This is a genomic window from Paenibacillus sp. FSL K6-2441, from assembly GCF_037964765.1.
Classification (GTDB): Bacteria; Bacillota; Bacilli; order Paenibacillales; family Paenibacillaceae; genus Fontibacillus; species Fontibacillus phoenicis.
In genome coordinates, this window is sequence record NZ_CP150174.1 from 4,624,271 (window position 1) to 4,637,675 (window position 13,405).

Annotated in this window: 16 protein-coding genes and 1 tRNA gene; 2 read left to right on the forward strand and 15 right to left on the reverse strand. The window is 48.9% G+C overall.

Going from position 1 to position 13,405, the window contains the following annotated elements:
• Window positions 1–51: 51 nt before the first annotated feature.
• The 10 genes from NSQ80_RS21315 to rpsF all read right to left on the reverse strand — a co-directional run bounded on the left by NSQ80_RS21315 (window position 52) and on the right by rpsF (window position 9,632).
• Window positions 52–477, reverse strand: a complete 426-nt coding sequence (locus NSQ80_RS21315) for a CBS domain-containing protein (RefSeq protein ID WP_016314560.1) — start codon at window positions 475–477, stop codon at window positions 52–54.
• Between the two features lie 169 nt (window positions 478–646).
• Window positions 647–1,735 carry an LCP family protein gene (locus tag NSQ80_RS21320; RefSeq protein WP_339300791.1) on the reverse strand — a complete coding sequence of 363 codons (1,089 nt, stop codon included), beginning with the start codon at window positions 1,733–1,735 and terminating at the stop codon, window positions 647–649.
• Between the two features lie 284 nt (window positions 1,736–2,019).
• A complete protein-coding gene (locus NSQ80_RS21325; RefSeq protein ID WP_339300793.1) occupies window positions 2,020–3,060 on the reverse strand; it encodes a dipeptide ABC transporter ATP-binding protein in 1,041 nt (346 codons plus the stop codon).
• Window positions 3,057–4,085 (reverse strand): ABC transporter ATP-binding protein, encoded by a 1,029-nt coding sequence (locus NSQ80_RS21330; RefSeq protein WP_323078311.1) that lies wholly within the window; start codon window positions 4,083–4,085, stop codon window positions 3,057–3,059. The genes NSQ80_RS21325 and NSQ80_RS21330 overlap by 4 nt, the downstream gene beginning before the upstream one ends.
• Window positions 4,052–5,068: an ABC transporter permease gene (locus NSQ80_RS21335; RefSeq protein ID WP_323078312.1), complete on the reverse strand. Its 1,017-nt coding sequence runs from the start codon at window positions 5,066–5,068 to the stop codon at window positions 4,052–4,054. Before NSQ80_RS21335 ends, NSQ80_RS21330 begins: the two co-directional genes overlap by 34 nt.
• Complete coding sequence (locus tag NSQ80_RS21340; protein ID WP_260071869.1) at window positions 5,065–6,036, reverse strand: ABC transporter permease; 972 nt, start codon at window positions 6,034–6,036, stop codon at window positions 5,065–5,067. Before NSQ80_RS21340 ends, NSQ80_RS21335 begins: the two co-directional genes overlap by 4 nt.
• Window positions 6,037–6,164: 128 nt before the next feature.
• On the reverse strand, window positions 6,165–7,904 hold the full coding sequence (locus tag NSQ80_RS21345) for a peptide-binding protein (protein ID WP_339300796.1): 1,740 nt from the start codon (window positions 7,902–7,904) through the stop codon (window positions 6,165–6,167).
• A gap of 638 nt (window positions 7,905–8,542) precedes the next feature.
• Entirely contained in the window at window positions 8,543–8,812 is a 270-nt protein-coding gene (rpsR, locus tag NSQ80_RS21350) for a 30S ribosomal protein S18 (protein ID WP_009223360.1), read from the reverse strand.
• Window positions 8,813–8,833: 21 nt separating this feature from the next.
• A complete protein-coding gene (gene ssb / locus NSQ80_RS21355) occupies window positions 8,834–9,307 on the reverse strand; it encodes a single-stranded DNA-binding protein (RefSeq protein WP_009223359.1) in 474 nt (157 codons plus the stop codon).
• Between the two features lie 40 nt (window positions 9,308–9,347).
• Window positions 9,348–9,632, reverse strand: a complete 285-nt coding sequence (gene rpsF, locus NSQ80_RS21360; RefSeq protein ID WP_009223358.1) for a 30S ribosomal protein S6 — start codon at window positions 9,630–9,632, stop codon at window positions 9,348–9,350.
• A gap of 313 nt (window positions 9,633–9,945) precedes the next feature.
• Here rpsF and NSQ80_RS21365 point away from each other — a divergent pair, with 313 nt between their 5' ends.
• The gene (locus tag NSQ80_RS21365) at window positions 9,946–10,143 is read left to right on the forward strand and encodes a YjzC family protein (protein WP_009223357.1); all 198 of its coding nucleotides are present in this window, start codon (window positions 9,946–9,948) and stop codon (window positions 10,141–10,143) included.
• Window positions 10,144–10,522: 379 nt separating this feature from the next.
• Here NSQ80_RS21365 and NSQ80_RS21370 read toward each other — a convergent pair.
• From NSQ80_RS21370 to NSQ80_RS21385, 4 genes are all read right to left on the reverse strand, one after another.
• A tRNA-Ser gene (locus NSQ80_RS21370) sits at window positions 10,523–10,613 on the reverse strand.
• 70 nt (window positions 10,614–10,683) lie between these two features.
• Complete coding sequence (locus NSQ80_RS21375; protein ID WP_036644074.1) at window positions 10,684–10,926, reverse strand: DUF951 domain-containing protein; 243 nt, start codon at window positions 10,924–10,926, stop codon at window positions 10,684–10,686.
• Window positions 10,927–10,982: 56 nt separating this feature from the next.
• Window positions 10,983–11,867 carry a mechanosensitive ion channel family protein gene (locus tag NSQ80_RS21380; protein ID WP_260071561.1) on the reverse strand — a complete coding sequence of 295 codons (885 nt, stop codon included), beginning with the start codon at window positions 11,865–11,867 and terminating at the stop codon, window positions 10,983–10,985.
• A gap of 54 nt (window positions 11,868–11,921) precedes the next feature.
• Window positions 11,922–12,176, reverse strand: coding sequence for a DUF3343 domain-containing protein (locus tag NSQ80_RS21385; protein ID WP_009223354.1), 255 nt, complete (start codon window positions 12,174–12,176; stop codon window positions 11,922–11,924).
• Window positions 12,177–12,305: 129 nt separating this feature from the next.
• On the opposite strand from NSQ80_RS21385, the gene yyaC reads away from it, so the two are divergent.
• Complete coding sequence (gene yyaC / locus NSQ80_RS21390) at window positions 12,306–12,914, forward strand: spore protease YyaC (RefSeq protein WP_009223353.1); 609 nt, start codon at window positions 12,306–12,308, stop codon at window positions 12,912–12,914.
• On the opposite strand, the gene NSQ80_RS21395 is transcribed toward yyaC, so the two are convergent.
• Complete coding sequence (locus tag NSQ80_RS21395) at window positions 12,886–13,386, reverse strand: DUF4446 family protein (RefSeq protein WP_009223352.1); 501 nt, start codon at window positions 13,384–13,386, stop codon at window positions 12,886–12,888. The two genes, yyaC and NSQ80_RS21395, sit on opposite strands and share 29 nt — an antisense overlap.
• Window positions 13,387–13,405: the final 19 nt, after the last annotated feature.

Genomic DNA, 13,405 nt, shown 5'->3' on the forward strand with positions numbered 1-13,405 from the left:
TCTTCATTATAGCATATAGCAAACGCCACAAAAGACGCAAACCTTTAGGATTTATTGGGTTTGTGCCGTATTGCGGGTCACGAACTTCTCGCAATATTCGATGATCTGACTGCGCCGCACGATCCCAATAAACCGGCACCGGTCATCGACAACCGGCACGAAGTTCTGCACCTTCGCCAGATTAATCAAATCCTCCATATCGGCATCGATTCGTACCGGCTTGATGTCCATCTTCAGCGGCACGTCCTTCAGGAGAAATTTTGAAGCGGTCTCAAAAGTAATCTTGCCGCTCGAATTTTTCATGTGCCATAATAAATCGCCTTCCGTGACTGTACCGACATACACCCCATCGTGATCGATGATCGGCACGGCCGTATAACGGTGATACTCCATACGCTCCAGCGTCTGCCGTAACGTGGACTCCAATGTCATGGTGACCACGTCATTTTTCGGAAGCAGAAAAAACGCTATGTTCATGAGAACGAAATCCTCCTCATCCTTTCATTCAGACTCCCCTATTTGATACGTTTCGAAACCGAAGTTGTTCCAGAACCGGCGGCATGAAAGCGGCAGCCGGAACTCCGGACTGCCGTTGTCTGAAATCAGGGTATATTCACATTATAATCTAAGGTATGATGCCCCACGATTACTCATTCTTGCTCGTATTTGCCGCCGTTCCTTGCGCGCCGTTTTGCCCCGCATCTGTCTTCTCTGCATCACGGGATTCCGGCAGAATCAAATCGGACGCCTCCGTATCCGGGTTCAGCCAATTGTCGATCATCTCTTTGGCGAAATCAACATCCTCTTCATTCGCTTTATCATAATAAACCCCGTTGATCCGAATGCCTTTGCCTAAAATCGTAAAGCCGCTAATTTGCGGAGAAGTATCTCCCAACAAGACCTTCTTGGACAATTCGATGATTTGGCTTGGCGGCAAGTCGGTTTTAAAATTATCCCCCATCAGGTTGATTAATTCAGGGATTTTTGTCACTTGGTTCAGCTTTAACATCCGGTTCACCATGGCGTTCAGGAACACCTGATGTCGTTTTGTCCGGTTAAAATCACTGTCTTCCCGATAACGGACGAAGTTGAGCGCCTCCGTACCGTCGTACAACGGTTTATTTGCTTTAATCGTAAACTTCTCATGATCCGCTTGTTTATTGACAATATCCTTTGTAATCGGCAGCTCTACGCCGCCCAGCGCGTCCACAATGTCACGCACCCCTTGGAAGTTAACAGCCGCATAGTAATCAACCGGATAGCCGATGAAATTCTCCACCGTATCCTTGGCCATCTTCTCCCCGCCAAAAGCATACGCATGATTAATCTTGTCTTCATCACCCTTGCCAACGATCTCGGTGTAGGTATCGCGCGGAATAGAAATCAACAACACCTTGGCATCCTCCGGGCGCACCACCGCATAGATCATCGTATCGGAACGGGCAGGCTCGTTATTCCGTTGATCCACGCCCAGCAGCAGGGTGCTGAACGGCTTCATCTTCTCTTCCGCCGGCTCCACCGGACGGGTCTCTTCCCCTTCCAGCGGGGCATACGAGCGTTCCAACGTCTCCTCGACTTTGCCTGACAAGAACAAGTCAAAGGCCATCACAGCAAGCGGCTTGCGGAACAAATATCCCCCGGCCCCCGCCACCAACAGAACTATGAGTACAATCCACGCGATTTTCTTGCGTTTATTCTTCGATTTCATCTTCTTTCTGTTACGACGTTCGATCATGGTTTTTTACGCCTCCATCGCCATTCTGGTTGATTTCCTTCTCTATCTGCCATATCACTACGTTTTTGCTCATCCTTGACTTAACTTATCTATCATTTTTCAAAACAACTCTACCGCTTTGTACTATAACACATCGAGGAAATCGGGTACAACAATGCGAGATATGTAGATGCTGGTCAACTAACCAATGAAGCTTGGGCGAAAAAAGAAGGGAGGCCCGCTCCTACCGGAGATCGGACCTCTACCGTCATGAACCAGCCTGTTTTTTGCGAGAAGGCGTCTGTTTAAGCCAACACGGTCTCCGGTTGCAACGGGAAGTGGCAAGCCACTTGGCGTCCGGGAGCTGCCTCAATCAATGGCGGTTCCACCTTGGCGCATTGCTCCTGGGCAAACGGACAGCGGGTGTGGAAGCGGCATCCGGAAGGCGGATTTGCGGGAGAAGGAACATCCCCCTGCAGCACGATCCGTTCCCGCTTCCGACCTGGCGTCGGCTTTGGAATGGCCGACAATAAAGCGGCTGTATACGGATGCAGCGGCGAAGCGAATAACGTCTCCGTCTCTCCGACCTCTACCAGCTTACCCAAATACATGACTCCGACCCGATCGGAGATGTGCCGAACGACGTTCAGGCCGTGGGCGATAAAGAGGAACGTCAATCCTAGCTCACGCTGCAGCTTCATCAACAGGTTAATTACCTGTGATTGCACGGACACGTCCAACGCCGATACCGCCTCATCCGCTACGATAAACTTCGGGTTCAGCGCTATTGCCCGGGCAATACCGATCCGTTGCCGCTGACCGCCGGAAAATTCATGCGGATAGCGATTGCGCCGGCTGGCGTCCAGCCCTACCAGCTCCATCAGTTCAACAACTCTAGCATCCACTTGCTTGGCAGTGAGGTTGCGGTGGACACGTAAAGGCTCGCCGATGATATCCTTCACTAGAAAACGAGGGTTTAAGGAACCAAACGGATCCTGGAAAATAATCTGCATCTCTTCCCGAAGCTTCCGGAGCTCTTGCCCCCGCAAAGAATGAATATCCCGCCCCTGGTAGATGACTTCCCCTTCCGTGGCGCCTTGCAAGCGAAGAATAACGCGCCCCAACGTCGATTTGCCGCAGCCGGATTCGCCGACGAGCCCGAAGGTTTCTCCTTGGCGAATCGCTAAGGATACATCATCCACCGCTTTCACTTGACCAACGACCCGGCTGAGCAGGCCTTTATGAATCGGAAAATACTTCTTAATCCCGCGGATATCTACTAAAACCTCTTCGGACTTCAAACCGCCCGGTTGCTTGACCTCAACATTTACCGTTTCCGTCGTCATGCGAGTTTCACCTCATCTCTGCTGCTGTGGTCATCGCTCTTGCTTACTGGCTTATCCTCATAAAGCCAGCAGGACGCGCGATGATCTGCTCCGACCATAAACTCTGGCGGTTCCTTCTGCCGGCAAACTTCCGTCGCATGCGGGCAGCGGGGGTGAAACCGGCAGCCGGAAGGCAGTTGACCGATCGGCGGTATCGTCCCTTGGATCGTGTACAGCTCGCCTCCCCGTTCCCCTTCAAATCCCGGGATCGATTGAAGCAGCCCCGAAGTGTACGGGTGGCTAGGCTGATTAAAGATATCCTCCACCGGCCCCTCCTCGACGATCGCCCCCGCATACATGACAGCGACCCGATCTGCCATTTCTGCAGCTACGCCCATGTCATGGGTAATTAGCAGAATGGACATGCCAAGTTCGGCCTGCAGCTTCCGCAACAAATCAAGAATTTGCGCCTGTACCGTCACATCCAGCGCAGTGGTTGGTTCGTCGGCAATCAGCAGCTCCGGATTGCAGGCTAAGGCGATGGCAATGACGACCCGTTGGCACATCCCGCCCGACAATTCGTGCGGGTATTGCTTAGCGCGAATTTCCGGGGCAGGAATCCCCACGAGCTTCAGCAGGTTAACGGCCATGCTCCAAGCCTCATCGGCGTTCTTGTTCTGATGCAGCCGCAAGCTTTCGGCAATCTGGTCCCCTACCGTAAATACCGGGTTTAACGCTGACATAGGGTCCTGAAAGATCATCGCAATTTGGTTGCCGCGAATCTGCCGCATCTCTTCCTGTTTCTTAGCGGCTAAGTCCTGGCCGCGAAACTTAATGCTGCCCTCCATGATCGTTCCGCCGGCGTAATCGATCAGCCGCATGATGGCGAGCGAGGTGACGCTCTTTCCGCTTCCCGATTCACCAACCAAGCAAACCGTCTGTCCCTTGTCTATGGATAACGAGATCCGGTCCGTCGCTTTGACGACCCCATTTTCCGTTAAGAAGCCCGCCGTCAGTTTCCGGATTTCGAGAAGTTTCTCCGCCATTTTGCCAGCCTCCTCCGGGATTTATTCAGATTCTGTCTTGGATCCAGCGCATCGCGGATGCCGTCCCCGATGAAATTCACCGCAAGAACGACGATCAAGATGCATAAGCCGGGATAAACTGCCTGCATTTTATCAACGAGCATAAATTCTTGCGCATTGCTTAACATCAATCCCCAGCTTGTCGCCGGCGGCTGGATGCCTAAGCCAAGGTAAGACAGCGCCGATTCGCTCAAAATCGCCGAACCGACCATCAAGGTAGCGTTCACGATAATCGGAAACGTAGAGTTTCGCAATAAATGACGGAAAATAATGCCTGTATTGGATACCCCGATAGCACGCGCGGCTTCAACATACTGCATTTCCCGTAATTGAAGGAAGTTCCCGCGCACCAACCGTGCGATACTCATCCAGCTGGTGAAGGCCAATATCATAATCATATATTTCATGTCTGATCCGAAAATCGCGAGTACCAAGATGTTCAGGAACAACGTAGGTACCGAGTTCATCACGTCGACGATCCGCATGAAGACCGTATCGACCCATCCGCCGAAATAGCCGGATAGCGCGCCGATAATCGACCCGATCACAACCGAAGCCAAAGCGACGGAAAAACCAATGATTAAGGAAATTCTTGCACTGTACAGCAGCCTTGTGAAAACGTCACGACCTAATTCATCCGTGCCCAACAGATGCCCATCGGTCCCTGCCGGCAGATTCGGGTACATCAAATCGATCTTTGCCGGATCATACTTGGTAAGCCAAGGCGCAAAAATCGCAGCCAAAATAAAGATCAGTAACAACACTAATCCCGTCATTGCGTAGGGATTATGCGAAAACTTTCTCCATAATAACCCCCAAGGACCAAGCGGCTTCTTGGCAGAAAGTGCATCTACCGCGTTTCGGGGGTCCAGCGCATGATTTGGCTCAGGAGTTGGCACGTTGGGAGACGCTCCTGGCGATATCGTCACCTTTAGATCACTCATGCTGCTTTCGTCCCCTTTCCACCCAATTTAACCCGCGGGTCTACGATCGCATACAGAATATCCGCGAGTAAGCTTCCGAGGATAACCATAACCGAAGTAACGATCGTAATCGCCATTAGAACGGAGTATTCCCGCGCCGTAGCCATCTCGACATAGAGGCGCCCCATCCCCGGCCAGTTAAATACGTTCTCCGTAAGAGCAGCGCCGCCGACGAGCAGCGGTAAATCCAGTCCTAAAATGGTGATGATCGGAATAAGCGCATTACGTAAAGCGTGTCGGAACACGACCTTTCTTTCCTTAACACCCTTCGCCCGAGCCGTGCGGATGTAATCCATTTCGAGGACCTCCAACATACTTGCGCGGGCATATTTAATATAAGAAGCAAGGAAACCTAACGACAATACGGTGACCGGAAGCACCAGATGCATGAATAGGTCGACAAGACTGTCTTCTTTCCCCCTAGAGTGCATGTCCGATAGAGGCAGCCAATCGAGGCCCAACGAGAACCATTGTTGCAAAAGAATACCGAACCAGAAGGTTGGCATAGCAAAACCTAAATAAGAAATAAAGGATGCCGTCTGATCAGATAATCCATATTCTTTCGTACTGTTATAAATGCCCCAAGGGAGCGCGATAATCAAGGTTAACAACCAAGCAGAGCCCATTAAAATGAACGTATTTCCGATGCGGGGCCACAGCAAATCCCCAACTGGCAAATGGTTTTTGAATGTGTACCCTAAGTCACCCTGCAGCAAGTCCCCAACCCACCGGAGATATTGAACCGGCAAGGGTTTATCCAGACCGAGATTCTGTCTTTGCTGCTCGAATGCCTCCGGAGATAACCCCGGTGCAAGCATCATTTGGGTCGGTCCCCCCGGAGCGGCATGGATCAGCAAAAACGTCACGACGGTAATCAAGAAAATTACCAAGACCGATTGCAACAAGCGACGGATCAGATATTCTGTCATCTTTTATCCTCCTAAGATTAGATAGGTATAGATCCGCAGGATCAAAAATTTATCTTGAAAGGGAGAAGGAGAAAGAGAATACTCCCTTTCCCCTCCTGCGGTTCTATTTCCTGTATCCGCTCTTCTCCTTATTCCGTTACCCACCAGTTGATCAGATGGAAGTAGTATCCGTATCCCAACGATGGCTCCGGACGGTCTTCTTCTTTCCAATGAACTCTCGGACCGGTACCGATGGCGTTACCATATTGATAAAGGAATACATATGGCAAGTCTGTAGAAATTTCCTTCGCCAGTTCCTTATAGATCGCTTGACGTTCCGTTTGATCGACCGTGGAGTAGCCGTCTACCCACAATTGGTCGAGCTTTTCGTTCTTGTACCAGCCGGTGTTTTGCCCTGCCGGCGGGAAGTACTTCGAGGAATAAATGCTTTCTGCATCCGGATCCGGATTGTTCAGGGACCATGCCAACAAAATGGCTTGATATTTACCTGGGTTTACGTTCTGATCGATCCATGCAGCAAAGTCGATGCCTTTTGGCGTGACTTCGATACCAACATCACTCAAGTTTTGTTGGATAATCGCAGCCACTTGTTCACGGCGGCTGTTGCCGGCGTTATATTGCAGTTCGAAGGAGAAGCGGTGACCATCTTTCTCGAGGATCCCGTCTTTGCCTGGAACCCAACCGTCTTCTGCCAGTAATTGTTTTGCTTTCTCAGTGTCATAGTTATAATTGACAGCGGCATCCTTCGGATCTGCCCAAGTGTCCGGCAGGAACGGAGCGTTCATCAGCGCACCGACGCCTTTCAAGACATTGTCAACCATCCCTTGACGGTTAATCGCGTAGGCAATCGCCTGTCTTGTCTTTTGACTTTGGAACAAACCGTAGTTGTCCGGGAAGTTCTTCGGATCGAAGTTAAACCCGACGTATTCGTAAGTCGGACCCGGTTTTTGGATGACGTTAATATCCTTATTCGATTTAACAGCTTCAACCTGTGTCACCGGAATGGCGCTGATATGGTCTGCATCACCTTTCAACAAGGCTTGAACTTGGGTGTTTTGGTCGGCATAAATTTTATAGATGACTTGATGAATATGCGGCTTCTGCGTACCCCAGTAGTTTGGATCGAGATCCAACGTGTGGCTTTCGCCTTGTTTCCATTCTGTCCACTTCCATGGCCCGTTCGTTACGGTTTTCGATGGATCTGTACCATATGGATGTTGTTGAAGCTCCTTCACAGGAACATCCTTCAACACATGGTAAGGGACCAAATCGGTAACCAGCGTATATAAGAACGGAGCGTAAACGGATTGCAACTTAATGTTGACGGTCAAATCATCCACTTTTGTAACGCTCTCTACCTTATCGAAGGAGCTGATCGCTGGGGAACCCGTTTCTGGGTTACGAATCGTATCAAATGTAAATACGATGTCGTCGGCCGTTACCGGCTGCCCGTCATTCCATTTTGCGGTATCCTTCAGTTTCACGGTATACGTTAAACCGTCCTCAGAAATTTGCGGTGGCTCGGCGGCCAAAGACCAAGGCTCAACAACCACATTCCCTTCACGGTCAATATCGTACAGCTTGGCGAAAAGGAACTGCTCCACATCTCCGGAAGAAGTATCACCAATAAAAATAGGATTTAAAGTAACAATATCCGAAAATGTTGAAAGCACAATCGTACCACCATCCACCGGCTCATCTGCCGTTGGTTCTGTTTCCGGTTCCGTTGTATTCTCTGGAGTTGTGTTGTTCTCTGTCGGAGTCGGCGTGTTGGAAGCTGTGTTATTGGTACTGCAGCCTGCAAACAAAATACCTACGAGGGATAAAATAAGTAAGATGGACCATAATCTTCTCTTCTTTGCCACCATGTGAGTTGACTCCTCCTTGTTAATTGTTGAGAACGTGCAGTTCGTCTTGCTTTCCTCTTGCCAGGATGTTCCTTCCGACCTCCCCCTTCATCACTCTCTAGTTGCTTCTCACAGTGCTTAATCCTGGATAAAACAACTTACTTACGCTCCCTATGGTTCTATCTCCCCATGACTACATACCCTAAAAACAGAGACACAACGTCAGCCGTTTGTAACAAAGTGTGACATAGGTTTGATATAAACCATCGGTTAATAAGTGTCTTAAGCCGGTCCCTATCAGGGGATATGCACCAGTTCAATTATTGATCATAATACATGTGAAAATATCTTACGTCAATAATTTTTTAATTGTTTATCGGCCCTTTTTCACCCTTCAATTACTAATATTTTATAGAATTTATTAATATGAAGCGTTTGCAAAAAGTTGAATGTTAATTTTTCTTACTCACACTTTACTGTTAGTGTTAACAATTTTCGAGTTTATTCTCTCTTTCTCGCCATATGTCGACTTTATTCTTTATCGGTTTACTTGGAATTTGTCGTAAGCGCACTAATCTCCATGACTTAAGTCCTTTTCGTATAGAAACAAAAAAACAACCGAACCTAATGGGTTCGGTTGTCGCTCTAACAGATTACGCTTATTCCGTTGTGTATGGAAGCAATGCGATTTGACGGGAGCGTTTGATTGCAATCGTCAAAAGGCGTTGGTATTTCGCGCTGGTGCCAGTTACACGGCGAGGCAAAATTTTGCCGCGTTCGCTGATGAATTTCTTCAACAGCTCCGTATCTTTATAGTCAATGTGAGTAATTTTATTCACAGTGAAGTAGCACACTTTACGACGTTTGTTGCGGCCGCCGCGGCGAGCCGGTCTTTTGTCGTCTCCGCCTTCTCTTTGCTTGAAGCTCATGCTTTTCAGTCCTTTCCGTTGTTAAAATGGCAAATCGTCATCCGATATATCGATCGGTTTCCCGTCGTCGGAGAAAGGATCGTTCTGATTGCTGCGCGAGAATCCGCCGCCACGGCTGCTGCCGCCTCCGAACGGTGACTCTTCCCGCGTACCGCCGCCACCTGCACCGCCCTCGCGGTTCGATTCCAAGAAACGGACATTATCGGCAATAACTTCGGTTACGTATACACGCTTGCCTTCGTTATTTTCGTAGTTCCGTACTTGAATACGTCCTTCAACAGCCGTTAACCGCCCTTTACGCAAATAGTTAGCGCAAGTCTCGGCAAGCTGTCTCCAGGTGACAACCGGGATGAAATCCGCCTCACGTTCGCCCCCTTGCGAGGTGAACGGTCTGTCCACAGCAAGCGTAAACTGAGTTACCGCTACGCCAGCTGGCGTATATCGTAGCTCCGGATCCCGGGTAAGACGTCCGATGAGAATGACACGGTTCAACAATCAAATCCCCTCCTTCGGGCAATGGTTACTCAAACTTGAATTAGGCTACGTCTTTCGTAATGAGATAACGGATAACCTCGTCGGAAATCTTCAAGATGCGTTCCAGCTCAGCAACAACTTCTGGAGCAGCGGTGAAATTCACGAGAACGTAAATTCCATCACGAACCTTGTTAATCTCATACGCAAGCCGGCGTTTGCCCAAAACTTCATGTTTGGTAATTTCACCACCGTTTTGGATGATGCCTTGGAATTTTTCGACTGTAGCTTGAACAGCTTCTTGTTCAACGTCAGGACGAATAATGTACATCACTTCGTATTTGCGCATTCTGATTCACCTCCTCTTGGACTATGGCCCCCAATACGTATTCCGTTCAGGAGCAAGGAGCGAGAGTAAACTCGCACCATAGTAGTATATCAAATTGGACGTGGGTGTGCAAGCAGCCAATCTTTTCTGTAACTGCGGGTTTGATATGCCTTTCCCTTTTCATCCGTTCGTACGGTTTCCTCTAAGCCCCAAAATCGGCTTCATTTCATTTATGCTTGTCAATAATTATCGGGCCCCTGCCGTACATGATTCCATCCCTTCGACAAACAATAAGCATGGATTCCAAGCTAAAGTTCGAAAGGAGGAACGCTGTATGGGTGAACAAACAGAATATGAAGAAGGCATGCGCGCTCCAAACCCAGGGGTATATGTGGAGGTTGGTGAGGCGCGGAGCTTTCATACGCAAATTCAAAATCCAAAGCGGATTAAGTTGAAGAAGGGCGATAAATTCCCTGAGACGTCCAACAAGAACCGCAAGTGGAAAAAAGAAGAGAAAGCCCGCGTCCATTAACCAATTCATTCCGTTTTACTGGGCGTGTATAAAACCGCGAATCCTGCACATAATACAATCGACGGCGAGCAAGAGAGGTGTGGTTCCGTTGGTCCAGTTAAAGGGTTCCGCGAGAAACAAACCGCAAGGAGATCTTGTTCACGACTTGTAGAAGCGTCAGATCACGAGTTAGTGAAGACCCCTCTTCCCTAATTCGTGCTTGCTAAGGCAAACATCGAATGTTTCTGTTTGTCGCTGAGAAGAGAATTTCCAATAAAGTTCGCCGTCAACCACAGGAAGGACCCGAAAGGGTCCTTCTTGCTTTTGCATAAGTTTATACATAAAACAAAAAAACTCCTACGCATACGTAAGAGTTCGTCTCTAGGCAATATTTAGATGATGGCGGAGAGGGTGGGATTCGAACCCACGCACGCCTTGCGACGCCTAGTTGATTTCGAGTCAACCCCCTTGGGCCTCTTGGGTACCTCTCCACAGCAAGAATGATTGTACCATGAATTCATTCCGATTGCAATAGAGAGTACCCTTCATCCCATAAATTACTTATTCTCCAGGTGGTGATTGCCCGTCCGACGCCGTATTTTCTGGTGCTAGAGCCGCCGACCGGAGCACTTTGCGCATATTCTTCTCGAACTTCGCCCGAGGCACCAACACGCTGTGTTTGCAGCCGATACATTTAATGCGGATATCCATGCCCATCCGGATAATTTCCATTTCGTTGCTCCCGCAAGGATGGTTTTTCTTCATTTGTACAATATCGCCTAATTGAAAGGATTTCCGCTCCATCACACAATCCCCCGATCTTTTCTTGAATTTTTAATTTATTCCGAATAAATTGAACCCTAGATCTCTGCATGCCCGCGTTGGTTCTCCAACTCCTCCTGCTCCAGAGCTTCTTTGGCATAAGCGTGGATCTGACGTTCCACTTCCGATCGAATGGCTGGAGGACACTCCACCGCAATTCGAATCACGTACTCGCTCGCTGTTAACGACTGAATCCCCAGCACATTCGGAATCTGAGGGATCCCCTCCTTCTCCTCTTTCAGGCGCTGCATGGCCCTTCTGAGCAGCTCTACGCTGTCCTCCAGCTTCCTTGAGTTGCTAAACGGCAAGTCGACCACCGCCAATGCGGTTCCCACGGAGTAATTCGTTACGTTCGTGATCATCCCGTTAGGGATGATGTGGACCTCTCCCGTGTAGCTCACTAACCGAGTGGAGCGCAGCCCAATCATCTCTACCGTCCCCTTCAGACTTCCGGTTTGAATGACATCACCAACAGCAAACTGATCCTCCAGAATGATAAAAAAGCCGGTAATAACATCCTTCACCAAGCTCTGGGCACCAAAACCGATTGCAAGGCCAAGAACTCCGGCACCCGCTAGCAACGGCGCCAGATCAAACCCAAGCTCCCCCATCACTAACATGACCATAATAAAATTGCTGGTGATGGTGGTGACATTCTTGAGCAGTTCACCAACCGTAACTAACCGTCGCGGGTTCATCTGCAACCGGCTCTTCTCCCTCTTCTGCAACGATCGATCGATTAAGCGGAATACGATATGAACGAACAATCGGGTGAGGGTGAAAATAATGATAATTTTGATCCCGGCATAAAGCACGTTCATCCACATATCCATATCTGTAAACCAATTCCATATCTTATCTTTCCAGGTCGTCACCGTTTCGGCAGCATCCTGGATCACTTCCGGTTCTTTTGCCAGTAACATATCTATCAATCCTTTTTGAGATTTCATCAATGTATCATCCATGGCCGTCAAGCCCTAAAGCTTGATGCTATGATAGCCCATCCCGTCGTGGGAGTAAATCCCCCGTATCTCTACCGATTCCGAAGTGATGATCTCTTTAACTACCTCCAAATCGTTTTGGGGAAAACGAATCGACAACGCACATCCTGCGGTGATTTCTTTGGGGGTAGGAAATAAATCGATATCTACCTCAGCATACTCCAGCAGCATCTCCGCACGCAGCGCCTGCTGTGTTGAATCAAACGCCATCACCAGCCAGTCCTCTTCCATTCAGATTCCTCTCCTTTTGTCCATTAAGACTTTTGTACGAGTATATAATACGCATTTCTTCCATATACTATCTACTAAATCTATAAAGTGCAGCATGCGCACTTGATCTTCAGCGGAAAGGAAGATTCCATGTCACAGATTCAACCGACCATTCCAGGACAAGAAATTCCTTATTTAAAAATCCTTCATACCGAACCCGGCATTCATTCGGCCATCATTCACCGGTTGCTTCTGCATTTTGGACAGGTTACCCCAGGACAAGACATTGTTGTCGTTTGCATTGGAACCGATCGTTCCACCGGAGATTGCTTAGGCCCCCTGGTCGGCAGCGCGTTGGCGAAGTATCAATGCCCGTATTTTCACCTTTACGGCACACTCGATGAGCCTGTACATGCCATGAATCTAAGAGAAACCTTAGATGAAATCCACGCTCGGTTCGCTAACCCTTATATTATCAGCATTGACGCCTGCCTCGGTCAGACATCCAGCGTTGGATCCATCCAAGTGGTGCAAGGCCCCCTCCGCCCTGGAGCAGGGGTGAATAAAGAATTACCGCCGGTCGGCGATATCCATCTTACGGGCATCGTCAATGTCGGCGGCTTCATGGAATACTTCGTATTGCAAAACACACGTCTCAGTCTAGTTATGCGTCTTTCAGAGATTATATCAAAATGCTTGTATACCGCGATTAAAGAGTGGACTCAAGGGTCTATTTCCTTAGCCCGGCGAGAGCTATAGCTTCCCGTTCTTCCGGAGAAAGCGCATGCGGTGACTCCCCTTTCTCCAAGCCCTTAGCATAAACAAAAGAACCATCACGGTTATACAGGCCAGTGAGGACCACGCCATCTTGCTGATCATTAACGATCGCAATGGAGAAGCTCAGGTCGTTTCCCTTTTCACCGAAAGCATTGTAGCGTTTGATACCAATTTTAGATTTTTGCATAGGCATCCATTTTTGGATTTGTGCAAGCTGTTGCTTCTGTTCTTCCTGGACGTCTTCGATTTTGTCCTGCTGCATCTTCAAATCGATCAGCAAGGTCTCCAGATCTTGTACGCCAGTACCTTTCATCATCAGTTCGTATCTTTGCTTCATCTTGCGAAGCTTACTTCCCTGAATCAGGTTCCAGATCAACATCCAAAGGATCAGGAGAACCAAACCTCCAACGATCCAGCTTAGTTGCTCAAAGATGAGATCATTCCATTCCCGCATGCGACTTTCTACTCCTCTG